We start from the raw sequence: 17,941 nt of genomic DNA, 5'->3' as shown, positions 1-17,941 counted from the left end.
TGATCCGCAGGAAGCCGGCCGACCGGGCCGGGCGACGCCGACGGGACCGCGAGGGCGGCCCCGCCCACGGATGGAGACACGATGGCCAGGGCCAAGAGGGCGGACGACGCGCAGTCGCCCGCCCAGCACGTGGGCGACAGCCACGATCTGATCCGCGTGCACGGCGCGCGCGTGAACAACCTCAAGGACGTCAGCGTCGACATCCCGAAGCGCCGGCTGACCGTGTTCACCGGTGTCTCCGGCTCCGGCAAGAGTTCCCTGGTGTTCGGCACGATCGCCGCGGAGTCGCAGCGGCTGATCAACGAGACCTACAGCGCCTTCGTGCAGGGCTTCATGCCCACGCTGGCGCGGCCCGAGGTCGACGTACTCGAAGGGCTGACCACCGCGATCAGCGTCGACCAGCAGCGGATGGGCGCCGACCCCCGCTCCACGGTCGGCACCGCCACCGACGCCCACGCGATGCTGCGCATCCTGTTCAGCCGGCTCGGCAAGCCGCACATCGGCCCGCCCAGCGCGTACTCCTTCAACACCGCCTCCGTCCGGGCGAGCGGCGCGATCACGGTCGAGCGCGGCAACAAGAAGACAGTGAAGGCGACGTTCAACAAGACCGGCGGCATGTGCACCCGCTGCGAGGGCCGGGGCTCGGTCTCCGACATCGACCTCACCCAGCTCTACGACGACAGCAAGTCGCTCTCCGAGGGCGCGTTCACGATCCCCGGCTGGAAGTCGGACAGCCAGTGGACCGTGCAGGTCTACGCCCAGTCCGGCTTCGTCGACCCGGACAAGCCGATCGCCAAGTACACGAAGAAGGAGTTGCGGGACTTCCTCTACGGGGAGCCCGTCAAGGTCAAGGTCAACGGCGTCAACCTCACCTACGAGGGGCTCATCCCCAAGATCCAGAAGTCGTTCCTGGCCAAGGACAAGGAGGCGATGCAGCCGCACATCCGGGCGTTCGTGGAGCGTGCGGTCACCTTCACCACCTGCCCCGAGTGCGACGGCACCCGCCTCAGCGAGGGCGCCCGCTCCTCCAAGATCAAGCGGATCTCCATCGCCGACGCGTGTGCGATGGAGATCAGGGACCTGGCCACCTGGGTCGCCGGCCTGGACGAGCCGTCGGTGGGACCCCTGCTCGACGCACTGCGGCAGACCCTCGACTCGTTCGTGGAGATCGGCCTCGGCTACCTCTCGCTGGACCGGCCGGCGGGCACCCTGTCGGGCGGCGAGGCGCAGCGCGTCAAGATGATCCGCCACCTCGGCTCCTCGCTCACCGATGTCACGTACGTCTTCGACGAGCCCACGATCGGTCTGCACCCGCACGACATCCAGCGGATGAACAACCTGCTGCTGCGGTTGCGCGACAAGGGCAACACGGTGCTCGTCGTCGAGCACAAGCCGGAGACGATCGCGATCGCCGACCACGTCGTGGACCTGGGCCCCGGCGCCGGTTCGGGTGGCGGAACCATCTGCTTCGAAGGCACCGTCGAGGGGCTGCGGGCCGGTGACACGATCACCGGCCGCCACTTCGACGACCGGGCGGCGGTCAAGGAGACGGTACGCGAGTCCACCGGGGCGCTGGAGATCCGCGGCGCGACGGCGAACAACCTGCGCAAGGTCGACGTCGACGTCCCGCTCGGGGTGCTCGTCGTCGTCACCGGTGTGGCCGGCTCCGGCAAGAGCTCGCTCGTCCACGGCTCGATCCCGGCGGGCGAGGGCGTGGTCTCGATCGACCAGAGCCCGATCCGCGGCTCGCGGCGCAGCAACCCGGCGACGTACACCGGACTGCTCGAACCCATCCGCAAGGCGTTCGCCAAGGAGAACGGCGTCAAGCCGGCGCTGTTCAGCGCCAACTCCGAGGGCGCCTGCCCCACCTGCAACGGCGCCGGCGTCATCTACATGGACCTGGCGATGATGGCGGGGGTCGCCACCCCGTGCGAGGACTGCGAGGGCAAGCGGTTCCAGCCCTCGGTCCTGGAGTACAAGCTCGGCGGCCGGGACATCAGCGAGGTGCTCGCGATGTCGGTCGCGGAGGCCGAGGAGTTCTTCGGCGCGGGCGAGGCGCACCTGCCGGCCGCGCACCGCATCCTGGACCGGCTCGCCGACGTCGGCCTCGGCTACCTGAGTCTCGGCCAGCCGCTCACCACGCTGTCCGGCGGCGAACGGCAACGCCTCAAGCTGGCCACGCACATGGGCGACAAGGGCGGCGTCTACGTCCTCGACGAGCCGACCACCGGCCTCCACCTCGCCGATGTCGAGCAACTGCTCGGCCTGCTCGACCGGCTCGTCGACTCCGGTAAGTCCGTCATCGTCGTCGAACACCACCAGGCCGTGATGGCGCACGCCGACTGGATCATCGACCTCGGCCCCGGGGCCGGTCACGACGGCGGAAAGGTCGTCTTCGAGGGCACGCCCGCAGCCCTCGTCGAGGCGCGCTCCACCCTCACGGGCGAGCACCTGGCGGCGTACGTGGGCGGCTGACGCACCCGCCGCGACGAGAGGCCCGGACCCGGGCCCGGGGGTGCCAAGCCCCGGGCCCGGTCCGCGCTTACGCCCGCTTCAGCCCGGCCACGAAGGTCGACCAGGCGGCCGCCCGGAACACCAGGGCGGGGCCGCCGGAGACCTTCGAGTCACGGACGGGGACGACGTCGGGGTGGCCATCGAGGACTTCGAGGCAGTCGCCGCCGCTGCCGCCGCTGTACGAGGACTTGCGCCAGGAGCCGACCTCCAGACAGTCGCCGCCGTCACCCCCGCTGTACGAGGACTTGCGCCAGATCGCCGTGGACAGGTCGTAGTGAGAACTACTCAACTTCATGGTCGTAACCCTCCGCCACCGACTCGATCAAGGCCAGGGACGCTGCTGGTGAGACCGCGCCGGCCACCAGTAGATCGTAGGTCAGTTCGTACTGCCGTACGGTGGACGGATCGTCCTGCAACTGCCCGGTACCCAGGCCCTGTAGATACGCGAGCGGCGGAGCATCCGGGAACGCCATCAACTTGAGGGCTCCTCCCAGCGCCATGTGGGCGCCCTCCGAGAACGGCAGCACCTGAGCGATGATCCGGTGCTGCCTGACCAGCCCGGCGATATGGCGAAGTGCTTCCGCCATCGCCTCCGGGCCGCCCACCCTCCGGCGGAGGACCGCCTCGTCCAGAACCACCCACAACAGGGGGACTGTTGGATCGACGAGAAGCTGAGCGCGCTCCAGCCTGGTCGCCACCAGTTCGTCGATCGCGCTCTCGACAGCGGTCGGCTGATACTCCCGGAACACCGCTCGCGCGTACGCCTCCGTCTGCAACAGGCCCGGGATGAGCTGGGGCGCGTACTCCCGGATGGCCTCCGCACGGGCCTCCGCCTCGGCGGCCTCGGCGAAGTGCTCGGGGTACTTCGACTTCTGCAACGCCGCGCAATTCCGTACGAAGAACCCGTCCGCGCCCAGGAACTCGTCGAACTTCTCCGCCTGGTCCATCTGCATGCGCCGGACCCCGGACTCCAGTTGTCCGATGAACGAGCCGCTGACGAAGAGCGGGGCGCCGAGGTCGGTCTGGGAGAGACCGGCTTTCTCTCTTCGATGGCGGAGTTCGGCGCCGAGGAGGGCGCGCGGGGAGGAGGAGGGATCGAGCTTCCGGGGACCCGGCATGGCAACTCCCTGTGACACATGTGCGGTTGTCGGAACGGCACCTCTTTCAGGCTAACGACGGGACGGCCACTCTGGGTATGCATCGACGTGACTCAGCGTGGAAGGAATGGATCATGACGACTACGGAGCGGCGCAGGGCGGCGGCGGGCAGGGTGCGGGAGGCCGAGGAGTTGGTGGCGCGGTTGCGGGAAGGGTTCGCGGGAGTCGGGGTCACCCTGCCGTCGCTGCGGGTCGACCCGGTCTCGTGCGCGGGTGACGAGCCGGCCGGGCTCGTCGACCTGGGGCGCTGCAACCTCGACACGGCGCTACGGCTGAGCAAGGTGCTGGAGGGGGCCTCAGGGGCCGTCTAGCCGGGGGCGCCACGCGTGAGGAGACCCCTCCGGAGCGCGCGATGCATCGGCCGGGTACGGAGCTGCGACGGTCCGAGTGGTGGTCCCGCCCGAGACGGTCGAGCTCTGCGCCGACGTCACCGTTCACCTCGCGTGTCGGCGTTGGCCGGGCTTCTGGCGGTGGCGCGCCTGATGAATCTCCAGCCGCCGGGCCGGATCTCGTCCCTCACCTCTGTCGCGGTGGGGGCGCGGTGGGTGCTCCGGAGCCGGCGGGTGCGGCGGGTGCGGCGGGTGCGGCGGGTGCGGCGGGGCGAAGCCGGCACCCGCACCCGCACCCGCACTCGCCGTTGTCGCGGGGGAGGGGTGGGGAGAACCGGTCGACCAGGAGCGCGAGGCGGTCGGCGCCCCGGTGGGTGGGCAGGCGTCCGGCGCGCATGAGCGTGACCAGCCCGTGGAGCGAGGCCCAGAACGTCTCGACGGACAGCTCCGGTTCACGGCCTCCCGCATCGGCGACCAGGGGGCCCAGCAGGGCATCGAACGCCTCGTGCAGCGGCGCGGGTGCGGACTCCTCGGCGAACGGGAGACCGTTCTCCAGGATGAACATGGCGTCGTAGAGGGCGGGATTGCGGGCCGCGAAGCCGACGTACGCGTGCGCCAGTTCCCTCACCGCCTCCCGGCCGCTGAGCCCGTCGGGAACGGCTGCGCGCAACGCGGTCGTCAGCTCGGCGAACCCTTCCACCGCGACCGCGCCCACGATCTCGTTCTTGCCCCGGAAGTGGCTGTAGAGCACGGGCTGGCTGTACGCGATGCGCTCGGCCAGCCGACGCGTCGTCACGGAGTCCCAGCCGCCGGCCTCGGCCAGCTCGCGGGCTGCGGCGACGATCAGCCCATGGCGGGCGGCCCGCTCGCGTTCCCTTCGGGCGTGTACCGGCATGGAGAGATTCTAGCAGCGCTAGACAATGGAGCGTCGTTATGGCTAGCATCGCATCAGGATCTAGCACCGCTAGAATTCGGCCTTGGACTTGGAGGGGACATGCAGGACGTCATGGCTGTGGTCACGATCGTTGTCGTCGGACTCATGGTGGGGGTGGAGTTCGCGGTGGCGGTGTTCGTCAACCCGATCCTCGACCGGCTCCCGGACGACGGCGGGCTCGGCGCCCGCAGCGACGGGGCGCGCCTCCTCGGCAAGGTCATGCCGTTCTGGTACATCGGCTCGGTCGTGCTGGGAGCGGTGTGGTCGGCGACGACCTGGGGCGATGCGGGCGCCCCGCTCGTCGCGACGGGTGCGGCCCTGCTCGTGGTGAGCGTGGTGATGTCGATCCTGCTGCTCGTGCCCATCAACTCGCGGGTGGCGACCTGGTCCGACGAGGGCGCGCCCGCCGACTGGAAGGAGCAGGTGGGGCGTTGGGACCGGTTCCACTACGCGCGTGTCGGCGTCCTCGTGCTCGCCTTCGCACTGTTCGTCGTGGCTCTGGTCCGGTAGGCGCGCGGATGCGGGCGCTGCCCGCCCGCTCGTGGCGAACCAGCGAGCCGGCGAACCAGCGAGCCACTCGCAGCCCCGTCGGCCCCGCGGTGTATCCGCGGGGGCGACGGGGCTGTGAGTGTGCGGTGGGCGCTGCGGGCGGGAGCCGCCTCGGGGGCGAGTGGGAGCCGTCAGCGGGTGGTGGGGCGAGCGGCGCCGCTGCTCGGGCTCTGCCCGCGGGCCCGGCAGGTGCGGTTGTTGGATCTGCGCCTCTTCCTGGGCGGGGGAAGAATGGGCACGCTGAGTATGCATTTCGGTTACTCAGCGTGGAAAGGATGGATCATGCAGATGAAGGAGCGGTACAGGGCGCGGTGCGGGAAGGCGGCCGGTCATGGCGGGTGAGGGCGGTGAGCGTCCGGAGGCCGGCATGCCGAGACGGGGGTCCTTCGTCGTCGACGTGCGGGACGGCCGGGTGGGCCGGGTGATGGGGCGGGTCGGGCCGTACGTCCAGCTGCGGCCACCCGGAGGGGGCGCGGAATGGGACTGTCCACCGGACTTCGTGCACCCGGCGTCGCCGGGGCTCGTCCTGCGCGCGCGGGTCACGGAGATCAACCGCGAGGGGCAACTGCCCCGGTGAGCACACGGGGCGGCCCGGGGGCCTGCCGGGGAGAGCCGGCGACAGCCGCCGATAGCCTGCGGGCATGGTGAGCATGGACACGGAAAACGATGCGCAACTGGCCGTCAGAGCCGCACAAGCGGGAGCGGCGGTGGTGCGCGACATGTACGGGACGTCGCTGCCGCGTACGGAGAAGTCCGGCGGCGACTTCGCGACGGCTGCCGACCTCGCCGCGGAGAAGGCCATCCTCGACGTGCTGCGGACGGCCCGGCCCGATGACGCCGTGACCGGCGAGGAGAGCGGACACACCGGCGCGGACGGCGCGCGGCGCAGATGGCTGGTCGATCCGCTGTGCGGCACGCTGAACTACGCCGTGCAGAACATGCTGGTCGCGGTGAACGTCGCCCTGCGGGAGGGACCCGGCATCACGGCGGCCGCGTCCGCCGACCCGTTCAGCGGCGAGGTGTTCTGGACCGACGGCACGCGCGCCCGCGTCCGCCGGGCCGGCGTGGACGAGGAGCTCGCCCCCTCGCCCGGCTCCAGCCTGGTCGACGTCAACCTCGACGCCCCCTTCCCCAACGCCCCGGACTTCCGGGCGGTGCACCTCCTCGCCGCCCCCGCGTTCGCCGAACGGTTCCGGCCGCGCGTCGTCTCCACGACGCTGGCCGTGGCGTGGGTCGCCGCCGGCCGCAGGGCCGCGTACGTCACCGACGGGGATCTGCGCGACAGCGTGCACTTCGCCGCCGGGATCGCGCTGTGCGAAGCCGCCGGCTGTGTGGTCACGGGCATCCACGGCCAGCCGCTGCACACCGGAGCCGGCGGACTCGTCGCGGCGGCGGACCGGGAGACGCACCGGGCGTTGGTGGAGATGATCAGGAACCAGGCACCGGCCGCCCGCTGATCTCCGGTGGCCGCACTGGCCGCCCGCTGATCTCCGGTGGCCGCACTGGCCGTCCGCTGATCTCCGGTGGCCGCACCGGCCGTCCGCTGATCTCCGGCAGCCTCTCGTCCCCCCTCCCTCCCTCCTTCCCTTCCCTTTCTCCTCTCCCACCTCGCCCTCGTCGTGGAAAGGCGGCCCGCGATGCCGGTCGTACTCGTGCTGCTGCTCGCGGGGACCTGGCTGCTCTCCGGCGCCCTGGTCACCGGCACGGAACCGCTGACCGTGGCGGTGGGCCGGACCGCCGTGTGCTGTGTCGTCCTGACCGTCGTCGCCGCTACCACCCCGGACGGCAGGGCCGATCTGCGGCGGGCGGCGGCGCGGCCGGGGACCGTCTGGCTGCTGGGTCTGCTCGGCTTCGCCGGGTACGCGGCCGGCACGCTCCTGTCCATCGCGCGCATCGGCACCTCGCTCGCCAACCTCGTCGTCGCGCTGCTGCCGTGCGCCGCGGTGGCGGTCGGCGCGTTGTTCTTCGGAGAACGGTCAGGGCCCCGCAAGGCGGCGGGCGCGGTCCTGGCCTGCGTGGCGGCCGTCGGATACGCGGCGCTGGGGGCGGACGCGGACGACCTGGACGTCGTGGGGCTGCTGCCGGTGGCGGCCGCCACCGTGGCCTTCGCGGTGTACGGATTCCTCTACCGGCGACGGTTGTCCGGGCAGTCCCCGCTCGCCGTGCTGCCGGTGCTCCTCGCGGCCGCGACCTGTCTGCTGCTCCCGATGGCCCTGCCCGCGCTGATCGCGCATCCCCCCACGCTCGCTGCGGCGGGCGGCATCGTGGTGCTGGGCGGCTTGGTCTACGCGCCCGCCTACGTCGTACAGCACCGGCTCATCCTGCGCCGCGGCCCGGTCTTCACGGCCGCGGTGCAACTGGCGGTCCCCTTCACCGTCCGCCTCGGCGACTGGGCCCTGGGGACCGCCCCCGCCCCCTCGGCCGCCGAACTCCTGCTGCTGGCGGTGTGCTGCGGGGGGATCGCCCTCGTGACCGTGCGGACGGAGCGGCCCGTCGAGGCCGCCGCTGCGGATCGGTGAGCGGCACGCGGTGTGTTCGGTGCGCCGCTCACACGATCGTGGGACGCTGAGGAATGCGGCCGTGCGCCGCGCAACCGTCGATCTACGCTCCCCGGACAGGACAGGACAGGACAGGCTTCAGGAGAAGGGACCCGCGATGGCCGCCGCGATGGTCGAGCACCAGCAGGAACCTGAAGGCCGCCCGTGGGACTACCTGCTGCGCACCTGGCAGGAACTGGACGTGCCCGAAGGATGGCGCGCCGAGATCGACGAAGGGCACATCGTCCTGGCACCGCCGCCGCATGCGCATCACCACGGTATCGCCGCCAAAGTGCAGCGCCGCCTCTACACGAATCTTCCCGATGAGCTGGAGATCTACCAGACGCTGGGGGTGCACGTGACTCCCCTCGACAAGCTGTATGTTCCCGATCTCGTGGTCATGCCGGCCGAGCTGATCGATACCGCCGACTCCGAGACCAGCGATCCGGTGGACGCCTCCGAGGCGTTGCTCATCGTCGAGATCACGTCGAAGGGCAACGCCCGCGAGGACCGTACGAAGAAGTACCGCGCCTATGCGCGCGGAGGTGTGCCCCTGTACCTGCTGATCGACCGATTCGACACGCGCGGGGCGATGGCCACGCTGTTCACGGAGCCCAACGAGGACGGTACGTACAAGCGCTCCGACCCGGTGCCGTTCGGCAAACCGCTCGTCCTGCCGGCGCCCTTCGACGTCACGCTGTCCACGGACGCCTTTCCGGTCTGAGGCGCACAGCGGCACAAGGGCGGCCACCCCGCGGGGTGGCCGCCCTTGCGTGGTTCCGTGGTCCGTCAGACCCCCGCGGGTTCCTTCGCGGTGGGGTCCGGTCCGGTGGCGCCGACTGCCGGAGCCGCCGGGCCGGTGGCCGCGACCGGGGAGGCGGCCGGTTCCTGGGAGACGTTGAACTCCGCCAGCAGGTCCTTGCTGAAGCCGAAGAAGTACGTGGCGACGAAGCCGGCCAGGTAGCCGACGAGCAGGCCGCCCGCGTAGATCGCGATCGTCGCGCCCAGGCCGTGGTTGCCGTCCAGCAGCGGGAACAGGGCCCAGCCGGACGGGCCGATCGCGGTGGAGCCGACCGCGTCGCCGAGCTGGTTGAAGAAGCCGACGAACGCGCCGCCGAACGCACCGCCCACGCACGCCGTGATGAACGGGCGGCCCAGCGGCAGCGAGACGCCGTAGATCAGCGGCTCACCGACGCCCAGGAAGCCCGCGGGCAGAGCCGACTTGATGGTCCTGCGGATCGACTCGTTGCGCGGGAGGCGGAAGAAGACCGCGATGGCCGCGCCGACCTGACCGGCACCGGCCATGGCGAGGATCGGGAGCAGGACCGTGTAGCCCTGCTGCTCGATCAGCGTGGTGTGGATCGGGATCAGCGCCTGGTGCAGACCCAGCATGACCAGCGGGAGGAAGAAGCCGCCGAGGACGAGACCCGCGCCCGCGCCGCCGTTGGAGAGCAGCCAGTCGGCAGCCGTACCGATCGCGGTGGAGACCTCGCCCGCCACGTACATCAGGCCGAAGATCGTCACCAGTCCGGAGACCAGGACCGTCAGGGTCGGGGTGACCAGGACGTCCAGCGCCTCCGGCACCCAGCGCCGGCACCACTTCTCCACGTACACCGCGAGCACCGCCGCGCCCAGGGCGCCGAGGACACCGCCCTGGCCCGGGGAGAGCTTCTGGCCGAACGCCTCGATGTTCGCGACACCCGGGAAGACGATGATGGCCGCGACCGCACCGCCGAGGATCGGCGTGCCGCCGAACTCCTTCGCCGTGTTGTAGCCGACGAAGACCGCGATGAGCGCCATGAAGCCGGACGCCATCGCCGCCAGCGCCGGGGTGACGGACGTCAGCCAGCCCAGGTTCACCAGCAGGCCGTTGAGGCCCGCGATGATGCCGCAGCCGATCAAGGCCGGGATCAGCGGCACGAAGATGTTGGCGATCCGGCGCAGGAACAGCTTGAACGGCGTGGCGTTCTTCGCCTTCCGGGCCGCCCTCATCTCGGCGCCCTGCGCGGCCAGTTCCTCCGCGGTGAGCGGGACGGAGGCGGGGGCCGGGGCGGGTGCCGCGGCCTTGCCCTCCTCGACCAGCTTCTCGAACTCCGGGGTGACGCGGGCGACCGTACCGGGACCGAGAACGATCTGGTACGTGTCGTCGTCGACTACGCCCATGACGGCGGGCACGGCCTTCAGTGCCTCGTCCTGGACGAGCGAACGATCGTGCAGGCCCAGCCGGAGCCGGGTCATGCAGTGGGCGATGGAGCTGACGTTCGCGGCGCCACCGACGAGCGGAAGGATCGCGGCGGCAGTGGCGCGGTTCTTGTCTTCTGTAGCCATGGTGCGTGGTGCCTTGCTGTGCGGGGGAGCGGAGTGGAGCGGGGGGAGGGGCTTCCGTTCGGGTCAGGCCGGATCAGGGAGCGGGGCATGGTGCGTGCAGCTGCAAGGCGGAGGATTGAGGCAACGCGGAGCGTTGCTGATTGACGACAACGCCGCAGATGTGCGTGCCATGCCCCGCGAGCCCGGCCTGACCCGAACGGAAGCCCCTAGGTGGTACGGGGGGCGGCGGCGAGCGCGGCACGCAGGTGGCCGTCCGACGCGGACAGCAGCGTGGCGGCGGTGGGTCCGTCGACCTGGCCGAGGATGGTGAGGATGGCGTTCTTCACCTCGCCGTCGGTGGCGGCGAGCGCGGCCTCGATCTCGGGGTCGGAGGCACCGGTGGCCAGCGAGACGATCCGCCGGGAACGGGCGCGCAGCTTCTCGTTGGAGGCGCGCACGTCGACCATGAGGTTTCCGTACGTCTTGCCGAGCCGGATCATCGTGATCGTCGAGATCATGTTGAGGACGAGCTTCTGCGCCGTGCCGGCCTTGAGGCGGGTGGAGCCGGTGAGCAGCTCGGGGCCGACGACGACCTCCAGGGGGTGCTCGGCGGCGGCGCCCAGCGCGGAGTCCGCGTTGCACGACAGGCCGAGGGTCAGCGCGCCCTGGGCCCGGGCGTGCTCGACGGCCCCGATGGCGTAGGGCGTGCGGCCGGAGGCGGAGATGCCGACCACCGTGTCGTCGGCGGTCAGGTTCAGCGCGTCGAGGTCGGCGGCGGCCAGCTCCTTGCTGTCCTCGGCGCCCTCGACGGCGGTGACCATCGCGGACGGACCGCCCGCGATCAGACCGACCACATCGGCCGGATCGGTGTTGAAGGTGGGCGGGCACTCGCTGGCGTCCAGCACGCCGAGCCGGCCCGCGGTGCCCGCGCCCGCGTAGATCAGGCGGCCACCGCGGGCCATGCGGGCCGCGGTGGCGTCGATCGCGGCGGAGATCTCGGGCAGCCGCTCGGCGACGGCGGCCGGGACCGTCCGGTCCTCGGCGTTCATGATCCGGGCGATCTCGGCGGTGGCCAGCCGGTCGATCTCGGCGAGCTCGGGGCGGAACGCCTCGGTGGTGAGGGTGGCGAGCTGGGCGCGCAGTTCGCCGTATCCGTCGGGGGTGGAGGCGTCGGCGTCGGTGAGGGAGGTCATGGAGAGCGGCTCTGCTTTCTCGAACTCGTACGGTTCTGCGGGTGTGTGGTGCGCGTCAGCGGGTGCGGGGGTTGTGGCGGTGGGCCAGCGCCTCGTAGGAGGCGGCCAGGGCCGGCGCGGCCGTCTCGTACGTACGCTGGGCGACCCCTATGAACAGGCAGTCCACGACCAGGAGCTGACTCGTCCGGCTCGACATGGCGGCCGGCCGCAGCTCGCTCTCGCGGGCCGTGGACGTGGTCAGTACGTGGTCGGCGTACTGGGTGACCGGGCCGTCGGGGCGGCCGGTGATCGCGACCGTCGTCGCTCCGCGGTCGAAGGCGACCCGCAGCGGCTCGATGACGTCGCCCGTCGAACCGGAGTGGGTGATCGCGATGGCCACGTCGCCGGAGCGCAGCTGCACGGCGTTGGTCACCGCGAGGTGCGGGTCCATGTGGGAGTGCGCGATCAGGCCGATGCGGGACAGCTTCTGGGCCAGGTCCTGGCCGACGAGCGAGGAGGCGCCCACGCCGTAGATGTCGATCCGGCGGGCGGTGGCGGCCGCGGCCACGGCAGCGCCGAGCTGAACCGTGTCGAGCCCGGCGGCCGTGTCGGCGAGGGTCTGCTGCTCGTCGTAGGCCAGCTTGGCGACCACGTCGGCGATCGGGTCGTCGACCGCTATGTCCGCGGTGACGGCGGGCGCGCGGCCGGACTGCTGGTGGGCGGCGAGACCGGCCAGCGCGAGGCGCAGGTCGCGGTACCCGGGGTATCCGAGGAGGCGGGCGGTGCGCACCACGGTCGCCTCGCTGGTGCCGGTGAGCTCGGCGAGACCGGTGACCGTCAGGGCAGCGCAGCCGGCCGGGTCGCCGGCGACGGCCTCGGCGACCCGCTGCATGGAGCGGGTCATGGACGGCGCGAGCGTCCGCACCTTCGCCGCGAGGGCGGCCGGGGCGGGCGGCGAATCCGCGCTGAAACTTTCCTTCAGGTCATTGGTCACCTTTGAAAGATATTTTCAACCCCGGTGTCCGTCAACCCCCCTTTGGTCCGTACCTCTGGCGGGACAGGAACGGGTGTGCGGCGGGCAGGTGGACAATGGCTGCATGGAGCTGAATCCCCTGGAGCAGGCACTGCACACCGCCCGCGCACTGGTCATGGCCGACCTGGCCGCCGGAGACGTCGCCGAGGCGCAGATCGTCTCGTTGGTCGAGGACGCGGTGACGCACCGGCGCTGGTGGGTCGAGCAGTGGCCGGAAGGGGTGGAGTTCCTCGTCGGGCTCGTCGCCCAGGACGTCCAGGACGCGCTGCTGGAACGGTACGGCCGCTGGCCGCTGTGCCCGGTCTGCGACGCGGGCGACCCGCACGCCCTGGACGTCGAGCCGGAGCTGGGCCCGGACCCGCACTGGGTCTGCACGAAGGCGACGGTGGCCGTGGCCCCGGTCGGTGCGCTCAGCGGGATACTGCGGCCATGACCGTCTACATCGATCCGCCGGACTGGCCGGGGCACGGGCGGCTCTGGTCCCACCTGGTCAGCGATGTGTCCTTCGAGGAACTGCACACCTTCGCGGCGTCCATCGGCTGCCCGCCCCGCGCCTTCGAGCGGGACCACTACGACGTACCGGAAGCACGGTACGAGGACGCGGTACGGGCCGGGGCCCGGGAGATCGGCTCCAAGGAACTGGTCCGCCGGATCACCGAGGCGGGCCTGCGCCGACCCAAGGGCCGCCCCGCGCCCGGCTGAGCCCGCTCAGCCGGTCGTGCAGGCCGACTCCACCGCCGTACTCCCCGACGCGGGGGCCGGTTCCACCGCCGTACTTCCCGACGCGGCGGCCGACTCCACCGCCGTACTCCCCGACGCGGCGGCCGGGGCGCCTGCCACCAGCCGGGACGACGAGGTGCGGGCGCGCTGCAGCCGCAGCGAGACGACCACCGTCAGCAGTGCCAGCACGGCCATCGCCGCCCCCGCCCACGCGGTGGCCTCGAAACCGAAGTCCAGGTCGATCACCGTGCCGCCCAGCCACGGGCCGCCGGTGTTGCCCAGGTTGAACGCGGCGGTGGTCGTCGCGCCCGCCAGCGTCGGGGCGGCGCCCGCGAGGTTGAACATGCGGGCGTTCAGCGCCGGAGCGGTGTAGAACGCCGAGAGGCCCAGCAGGAACGACAGCACGATCACCGCGGCCTGGTTCGAGGCGAACAGCGCCAGCGCGGCCAGGAACACCGTCGACGCGGCGATCCCGCTCAGCAGCACCCCGAAGAGGTGCGCGTCCGCGACCCGGCCGCCGATCGTCGTACCGACCAGCGCACCGATCCCGAACAGCGCGAGCACGGTCGGCACCCAGCCCGAGTCCAGCCCGGCGACGTCCGTCAGCAGCGGCGCCAGATAGCTGAACGCGCAGAACACCCCGCCCGCCGCGAGCGCGGTCAGCACGATGGAGAGCCACACCTGCCGGTCGCGGTAGATCCTGAGCTCCCGCTTGAGCTGCGGCTTCTCGTCGGGCAGCGGGATGCGGGGGATCATCGTCGTCACCCCGGCCAGCGCCACGGCGGACGCGGCGCCGACCGCCCAGAACGCCGAGCGCCAGCCCAGGTTCTCCCCGAGGAAGGCCCCCAGCGGCACACCCAGCACGTTGGCGATGGACAGTCCGCCGATCATCACGGCCATCGCCCGGGCCCGCGCGTTCGCCGGCACCATCGCGATGGCGACGGCGGCCCCGACGGCCCAGAACCCCGCGCAGGCGAAGGCGCTGACCACCCGGGACACGAAGAGCACCTCGTACGTGGGCGCGAGCGCACCCGCGACCTGCCCGAGGCCGAAGACGGAGATCAGCGCGATGAGGGTGGTGCGGCGCGGCAGCCGGAGCGTGGCCACGGCGAGCAGCGGGGCGCCGATCACCATGCCGATCGCGAAGGCGGATATGAGGAGCCCGGCGCGCGGGATCGACACGTTCATGTCGTCGGCGATGGGGGGCAGCAGCCCGGAGAGCATGAACTCGCTCGTGCCGAGGGCGAAGACCGAGAGGCCGAGAATGTACACGGCCAGGGGCATGCGGGAACGGCTGGCGGGAGATTCGGGCATGACAGGTGCCAACAGCGGAAGCGTCCCTGTCATTCCCCGCCCCCGGCCCGCCGCCGGCCCGCCGCCGGCCCGCCGCCGGCCCGGCGGCGGGCCGGGGCAGGGCGTCCGCTCAATGCGTGAGCAGCTCCAGCTCCGTCCCCAGGTTGTGCCGGGCCCGCGCTTCCCACTCGGCCGCCCCGTGCGGCGTGCGGAACAGCCGCGGCAGCTCCAGGAGCTGCCGCAGCACCGCCGCCCGGCCCTCCCGGAACAGCTCGTCGGGGACGAAGCCGTACTCCTCACGCACCTGCGCCGCGTACCGCGCGTACTCCTTCGGCGGTGAGGCGAGGATCGCCAGGTCCGCGTCGCACAGGACCTCGCCGTCGGTGTCGCCGTCGGCCGGGTCGTGCGAGACGGTGAGCCGGACCAGGCGGGCGACCTCGGCGGTCGTCGCGGCCGGCACCCCCGCCTCGGGCAGGGCGCGCTCGGCGAGGGCGGCGCTGCGCTCCTCGTTCTCGGAGCGGTCGGGCCGGTAGACCGCGTCGTGGAACCAGGCGGCCAGCCGCACCGCGTCCGGGTCGGCGGCATGACCGGCGAGCGTGTCGACGTGGTCGAGGACCGCCGCCAGGTGGGCGGTGGTGTGGTACCGCCTCTGAGGCTCGGCCCACCGCGCCAGGAGGTGGTCGGCGTACGGCAACGGGTCGGGGCCCTCGTCGCCGCCCCGGGCCGCGACGAGGCAGTCGCGCCAGCGGCCGCGGAGCGCGTCGGCCGCGCTGTTGCCAGGGGTCCGGTCCATGTCGTCCATGAACCCGAGGGTAGGGCGTCGGGCCGCCGGATGGCCGGGGTCCGGTTCACCGAACCCCAAGTCCGGCGGCGGCGGGGGTGGTTGGCTGGGGCCATGGCTGACGAACGTGATCCCGAGCTGCCCGGTCTCCTCCTGCGCACCGAGCGCGACGAGCTCCTCCCCCTGCTGCGGTCCGCCGCGGACAGCGACTTCGCCCTGCGCACCGCGTGCCCCGGCTGGACGGTGCGGGACGTGGTGGCGCACTGCGGGTCCGTGCTGAGCCGGGTGGTGGAGAGCCGGTTCGAGCCGGACGTGTTCAGCCCCGAGTGCAACGACCGGGACATCGCCGAACGGGCCGGCTGGACGCACACCGAGGTGGTGGACGAGCTGGAGCGCGGGATGACCGACGCCGGACCCGCGATCGCCGCCGCGGGCGGCGTGCTGGACGCGGTGGCGCTGGGGGAGTGGGTGCACGCGGGGGACGTACGCGCGGCCTGGGGGCTGCCCGGAGCGTACGAGGGCCCGGGGCTCCCGCACGCACTCCGCCTCCTCGTCCCGCGCGCCCTGCGCCGGAAGACGCCGCTGCTGGTCGCGGAGCTCACGGACAGCGGCCAGGAGCAGGAGCTGACCATCGGCGCGGAACAGGAGGGCCGGGCCCCCGGCCGGTACCGGGGCGACGGAGCGACGCTGATCAGGCTCTGCGCGGCTCGCCCGCTGGTGGGGACGCGGTACGAACTGGAGGGCGTCCGGGAGCGCGAGCTCTGCCTGTTCGACTGAATCAGCCCGCACAGAGGGGGCGGGACGGGCACTACCGTGCGCCCGTGACGAATCTGACGCAGCAACCCGGCAGGACGGACGGACCAGGCACGGTGGGCGGGCCGGTGGCGGTCATGGACCTCGACGCCGATCCGGGGCACGCCGCAGCGTGGGCCTCGCCGTGGACCGGAGCGTGACCGCGGCCGACGGCGGCCGAATACCCGTGGACGCCCGCTCCTTGTGCGTCCACGGCGACACCCCGGCCGCCGCCGCGCCCGCTCTTCGGGTGGGGGCGGCGCCGGAAGAGGCCGGCGTCGCGTCACGGGCGTTCGCATGAGGACGGGGCGCCGCGCCCGTCCGCCGCTCGTCGTGCTGCCCGCAGGGCCACGGGCGCTGCTCGTCGAGCTGGACGGCCGGCAGGACACGGAGGCCTTCCACGCGGAGGTGCTGCGGCGCCGCGCGGCGGGCGAACTGCCGGATGTGCGCGACATAGTGCCCGGCGAGCGGACGGTACTGCTCGACGGCATCGCGCGAGGCGCCGCCGTGCTCGCCCGGGAAGTGCGGACCTGGCACATACCGCCGCCGCGCCGCGACGCGGGCGGGACCGTGGAGCTGCCGGTCGTCTACGACGGGCCGGACCTGGCCGACGTCGCCGAGGCATGGGGAGCGACCACCGCCGACGTGGCCCGCATCCACACCGAAACAGAATTCCGGGTGGCCTTCTGCGGATTCGCCCCTGGCTTCGGCTATCTGACCGGACTGGCGGACCACCTCCACCTGCCGCGCCGGGCGACACCCCGCACCCGGGTCCCCGCCGGAGCGGTGGCGCTGGCCGGCCCGTACACCGGGGTGTACCCGCGCCCGTCCCCCGGCGGCTGGCAGCTCATCGGGCGGATGCCGGACCCCGGCCCGCTGTGGGACCCGCACCGCGAACCCGCCGCACTGCTGGCGCCGGGAGTGCGGGTGCGATTCGTGGAGACGGCGCGGTGACGGCGTCCCTCGAAGTGATCCGCGCCGGGGCTCTGACCACGGTGCAGGACGAGGGGCGCGCCGGACTCGCCCATCTGGGGGTCGGGCGCGCCGGCGCTCTCGACGCACCCGCTGCCGCGCTCGCCAACCGACTCGTCGGCAACCTGGTCACCGACGCCGTCCTGGAGACCACCGTCACCGGCTGCGCGGTCCGCCCGGACCGTGTGGTGCGGGCAGTCGTCGGCGGAGCGCCGTGCCGGGTGGCTGTGGACGGGCGGCCGGTGGCGTGGGGCGCCGCGGTGGACGTGCCGGCGGGAGCGGTACTGGACGCGGGGCCCGCGGTACACGGGCTGCGCTGCTACCTGGCGTTCGCGGGTGGCGTGGCGCCCGAGCCGGTGTTGGGAAGCAGATCCGCCGACCTGCTCTCCGGGCTGGGCCCGGCACCCCTGCGCGTCGGGGACGTGCTGCCACTGGGGCCGCCCCGCCCGGCCATGACGGCACCCGTCGACGCGGTGCCGTGGCCGGGCGCGTCGGCCGGGCTCGTACTCCCGGTGCACTTCGGCCCCCGCCACTCCTGGTTCACGCCCGCCGCTCTGCGTATGTTCACCACTGCGGAGTACCGCGTCTCCGTGCGGAGCAACCGCATCGGCCTGCGCACGGAGGGCCCGGCGCTGGAGCGTTCCCGCACGGGTGAGCTGCCCAGCGAGGGCATGGTGCTCGGCGCCGTCCAGGTCCCCCCGGACGGCCGCCCGGTGGTGTTCCTCAACGACCATCCGACGACCGGCGGTTATCCGGTGGTGGCCGTCGTCCCCGAGCCCGCGCTGGCGGCCGTGGCGCAGGCGGGCGCGGGGGCGGTGGTGCGGTTCGTGCGCGCGGGCGGGTGAGCCCCG

At 72.5% G+C, this 17,941-nt stretch carries 20 protein-coding genes and 2 pseudogenes; 14 read left to right on the top strand and 8 right to left on the bottom strand.

Annotated features, from left to right (window positions below):
- The first annotated feature begins 81 nt into the window (after nt 1–81).
- Nucleotides 82–2,475, top strand: a complete 2,394-nt coding sequence (locus ABZ454_RS22530) for an excinuclease ABC subunit UvrA (protein WP_359540231.1) — start codon at nt 82–84, stop codon at nt 2,473–2,475.
- Between the two features lie 67 nt (nt 2,476–2,542).
- Here ABZ454_RS22530 and ABZ454_RS22525 read toward each other — a convergent pair whose 3' ends face one another.
- Nucleotides 2,543–2,809 carry a DUF397 domain-containing protein gene (locus ABZ454_RS22525; protein ID WP_359540229.1) on the bottom strand — a complete coding sequence of 89 codons (267 nt, stop codon included), beginning with the start codon at nt 2,807–2,809 and terminating at the stop codon, nt 2,543–2,545.
- Nucleotides 2,796–3,632, bottom strand: a complete 837-nt coding sequence (locus ABZ454_RS22520; protein ID WP_359540227.1) for a helix-turn-helix transcriptional regulator — start codon at nt 3,630–3,632, stop codon at nt 2,796–2,798. The genes ABZ454_RS22525 and ABZ454_RS22520 overlap by 14 nt, the downstream gene beginning before the upstream one ends.
- Before the next feature lie 113 nt (nt 3,633–3,745).
- On the opposite strand from ABZ454_RS22520, the gene ABZ454_RS22515 reads away from it, so the two are divergent.
- Nucleotides 3,746–3,982 (top strand): hypothetical protein, encoded by a 237-nt coding sequence (locus ABZ454_RS22515; protein WP_356319040.1) that lies wholly within the window; start codon nt 3,746–3,748, stop codon nt 3,980–3,982.
- A 346-nt stretch (nt 3,983–4,328) separates the two neighbouring features.
- On the opposite strand, the pseudogene ABZ454_RS22510 reads toward ABZ454_RS22515, so the two are convergent.
- Nucleotides 4,329–4,895, bottom strand: a pseudogene (locus ABZ454_RS22510) (TetR/AcrR family transcriptional regulator); the annotation flags it as partial.
- A gap of 99 nt (nt 4,896–4,994) precedes the next feature.
- Between ABZ454_RS22510 and ABZ454_RS22505 the strand changes: the two are divergent.
- The 5 genes from ABZ454_RS22505 to ABZ454_RS22485 all read left to right on the top strand — a co-directional run bounded on the left by ABZ454_RS22505 (nt 4,995) and on the right by ABZ454_RS22485 (nt 8,744).
- Entirely contained in the window at nt 4,995–5,444 is a 450-nt protein-coding gene (locus ABZ454_RS22505) for a DUF1772 domain-containing protein (protein ID WP_356319041.1), read from the top strand.
- Nucleotides 5,445–5,814: 370 nt separating this feature from the next.
- Entirely contained in the window at nt 5,815–6,060 is a 246-nt protein-coding gene (locus ABZ454_RS22500; RefSeq protein ID WP_356325354.1) for a hypothetical protein, read from the top strand.
- A gap of 64 nt (nt 6,061–6,124) precedes the next feature.
- Nucleotides 6,125–6,940, top strand: a complete 816-nt coding sequence (locus ABZ454_RS22495) for an inositol monophosphatase family protein (RefSeq protein WP_359540225.1) — start codon at nt 6,125–6,127, stop codon at nt 6,938–6,940.
- A 180-nt stretch (nt 6,941–7,120) separates the two neighbouring features.
- Nucleotides 7,121–8,002 carry a DMT family transporter gene (locus ABZ454_RS22490; RefSeq protein ID WP_359540224.1) on the top strand — a complete coding sequence of 294 codons (882 nt, stop codon included), beginning with the start codon at nt 7,121–7,123 and terminating at the stop codon, nt 8,000–8,002.
- Between the two features lie 136 nt (nt 8,003–8,138).
- Nucleotides 8,139–8,744, top strand: a complete 606-nt coding sequence (locus tag ABZ454_RS22485; protein WP_359540221.1) for a Uma2 family endonuclease — start codon at nt 8,139–8,141, stop codon at nt 8,742–8,744.
- A gap of 65 nt (nt 8,745–8,809) precedes the next feature.
- On the opposite strand, the gene ABZ454_RS22480 is transcribed toward ABZ454_RS22485, so the two are convergent.
- The 3 genes from ABZ454_RS22480 to ABZ454_RS22470 form a co-directional block, all read right to left on the bottom strand.
- Complete coding sequence (locus tag ABZ454_RS22480; RefSeq protein ID WP_356325362.1) at nt 8,810–10,348, bottom strand: PTS transporter subunit EIIC; 1,539 nt, start codon at nt 10,346–10,348, stop codon at nt 8,810–8,812.
- Nucleotides 10,349–10,554: 206 nt separating this feature from the next.
- A complete protein-coding gene (gene murQ, locus ABZ454_RS22475; protein ID WP_356325364.1) occupies nt 10,555–11,520 on the bottom strand; it encodes an N-acetylmuramic acid 6-phosphate etherase in 966 nt (321 codons plus the stop codon).
- Nucleotides 11,521–11,575: 55 nt separating this feature from the next.
- Nucleotides 11,576–12,493 carry a MurR/RpiR family transcriptional regulator gene (locus ABZ454_RS22470; RefSeq protein WP_359540218.1) on the bottom strand — a complete coding sequence of 306 codons (918 nt, stop codon included), beginning with the start codon at nt 12,491–12,493 and terminating at the stop codon, nt 11,576–11,578.
- A gap of 103 nt (nt 12,494–12,596) precedes the next feature.
- On the opposite strand from ABZ454_RS22470, the gene ABZ454_RS22465 reads away from it, so the two are divergent.
- The gene (locus tag ABZ454_RS22465) at nt 12,597–12,965 is read left to right on the top strand and encodes a hypothetical protein (RefSeq protein WP_356325368.1); all 369 of its coding nucleotides are present in this window, start codon (nt 12,597–12,599) and stop codon (nt 12,963–12,965) included.
- The gene (locus tag ABZ454_RS22460) at nt 12,962–13,234 is read left to right on the top strand and encodes a DUF4031 domain-containing protein (RefSeq protein ID WP_356325370.1); all 273 of its coding nucleotides are present in this window, start codon (nt 12,962–12,964) and stop codon (nt 13,232–13,234) included. The genes ABZ454_RS22465 and ABZ454_RS22460 overlap by 4 nt, the downstream gene beginning before the upstream one ends.
- A 6-nt stretch (nt 13,235–13,240) precedes the next feature.
- Here the strand turns inward: ABZ454_RS22460 and ABZ454_RS22455 are convergent, their stop codons facing one another.
- Entirely contained in the window at nt 13,241–14,536 is a 1,296-nt protein-coding gene (locus ABZ454_RS22455) for a Cmx/CmrA family chloramphenicol efflux MFS transporter (protein ID WP_359540216.1), read from the bottom strand.
- A gap of 139 nt (nt 14,537–14,675) precedes the next feature.
- Nucleotides 14,676–15,347: a hypothetical protein gene (locus ABZ454_RS22450; protein WP_359540214.1), complete on the bottom strand. Its 672-nt coding sequence runs from the start codon at nt 15,345–15,347 to the stop codon at nt 14,676–14,678.
- A 93-nt stretch (nt 15,348–15,440) separates the two neighbouring features.
- On the opposite strand from ABZ454_RS22450, the gene ABZ454_RS22445 reads away from it, so the two are divergent.
- The 5 genes and pseudogenes from ABZ454_RS22445 (at nt 15,441) to ABZ454_RS22425 (ending at nt 17,935) form a co-directional block, all read left to right on the top strand.
- Entirely contained in the window at nt 15,441–16,103 is a 663-nt protein-coding gene (locus tag ABZ454_RS22445; RefSeq protein ID WP_356325375.1) for a maleylpyruvate isomerase family mycothiol-dependent enzyme, read from the top strand.
- 44 nt (nt 16,104–16,147) lie between these two features.
- Nucleotides 16,148–16,279, top strand: a complete 132-nt coding sequence (locus ABZ454_RS22440; protein WP_359540212.1) for a hypothetical protein — start codon at nt 16,148–16,150, stop codon at nt 16,277–16,279.
- Nucleotides 16,243–16,419 (top strand): annotated as a pseudogene (locus ABZ454_RS22435) (LamB/YcsF family protein); the annotation flags it as partial. The gene ABZ454_RS22440 and the pseudogene ABZ454_RS22435, both read left to right, overlap by 37 nt.
- Nucleotides 16,416–17,072: an allophanate hydrolase subunit 1 gene (locus ABZ454_RS22430; protein ID WP_359540210.1), complete on the top strand. Its 657-nt coding sequence runs from the start codon at nt 16,416–16,418 to the stop codon at nt 17,070–17,072. The pseudogene ABZ454_RS22435 and the gene ABZ454_RS22430, both read left to right, overlap by 4 nt.
- Nucleotides 17,069–17,935, top strand: coding sequence for a biotin-dependent carboxyltransferase family protein (locus ABZ454_RS22425; RefSeq protein WP_359540208.1), 867 nt, complete (start codon nt 17,069–17,071; stop codon nt 17,933–17,935). Before ABZ454_RS22430 ends, ABZ454_RS22425 begins: the two co-directional genes overlap by 4 nt.
- Nucleotides 17,936–17,941: the final 6 nt, after the last annotated feature.

The organism is Streptomyces sp. NPDC005803, assembly GCF_040630435.1.
Taxonomy (GTDB): domain Bacteria; phylum Actinomycetota; class Actinomycetes; order Streptomycetales; family Streptomycetaceae; genus Streptomyces.
This window is presented reverse-complemented; position numbering and strand designations above follow the sequence as displayed.

Coding starts and splice junctions, on each gene's coding strand:
- ABZ454_RS22520 (WP_359540227.1), bottom strand. CDS start 3,632: ATGCCGGGTCCCCGGAAGCTCGATCCCTCCTCCTCCCCGCGCGCCCTC.
- ABZ454_RS22430 (WP_359540210.1), top strand. CDS start 16,416: ATGAGGACGGGGCGCCGCGCCCGTCCGCCGCTCGTCGTGCTGCCCGCA.
- ABZ454_RS22495 (WP_359540225.1), top strand. CDS start 6,125: ATGGTGAGCATGGACACGGAAAACGATGCGCAACTGGCCGTCAGAGCC.
- ABZ454_RS22490 (WP_359540224.1), top strand. CDS start 7,121: ATGCCGGTCGTACTCGTGCTGCTGCTCGCGGGGACCTGGCTGCTCTCC.
- ABZ454_RS22525 (WP_359540229.1), bottom strand. CDS start 2,809: ATGAAGTTGAGTAGTTCTCACTACGACCTGTCCACGGCGATCTGGCGC.
- ABZ454_RS22480 (WP_356325362.1), bottom strand. CDS start 10,348: ATGGCTACAGAAGACAAGAACCGCGCCACTGCCGCCGCGATCCTTCCG.
- ABZ454_RS22465 (WP_356325368.1), top strand. CDS start 12,597: ATGGAGCTGAATCCCCTGGAGCAGGCACTGCACACCGCCCGCGCACTG.
- ABZ454_RS22530 (WP_359540231.1), top strand. CDS start 82: ATGGCCAGGGCCAAGAGGGCGGACGACGCGCAGTCGCCCGCCCAGCAC.
- ABZ454_RS22515 (WP_356319040.1), top strand. CDS start 3,746: ATGACGACTACGGAGCGGCGCAGGGCGGCGGCGGGCAGGGTGCGGGAG.
- ABZ454_RS22485 (WP_359540221.1), top strand. CDS start 8,139: ATGGCCGCCGCGATGGTCGAGCACCAGCAGGAACCTGAAGGCCGCCCG.
- ABZ454_RS22450 (WP_359540214.1), bottom strand. CDS start 15,347: ATGGACGACATGGACCGGACCCCTGGCAACAGCGCGGCCGACGCGCTC.
- ABZ454_RS22505 (WP_356319041.1), top strand. CDS start 4,995: ATGCAGGACGTCATGGCTGTGGTCACGATCGTTGTCGTCGGACTCATG.
- ABZ454_RS22500 (WP_356325354.1), top strand. CDS start 5,815: ATGGCGGGTGAGGGCGGTGAGCGTCCGGAGGCCGGCATGCCGAGACGG.
- ABZ454_RS22445 (WP_356325375.1), top strand. CDS start 15,441: ATGGCTGACGAACGTGATCCCGAGCTGCCCGGTCTCCTCCTGCGCACC.
- ABZ454_RS22460 (WP_356325370.1), top strand. CDS start 12,962: ATGACCGTCTACATCGATCCGCCGGACTGGCCGGGGCACGGGCGGCTC.
- ABZ454_RS22455 (WP_359540216.1), bottom strand. CDS start 14,536: ATGCCCCTGGCCGTGTACATTCTCGGCCTCTCGGTCTTCGCCCTCGGC.
- murQ (WP_356325364.1), bottom strand. CDS start 11,520: ATGACCTCCCTCACCGACGCCGACGCCTCCACCCCCGACGGATACGGC.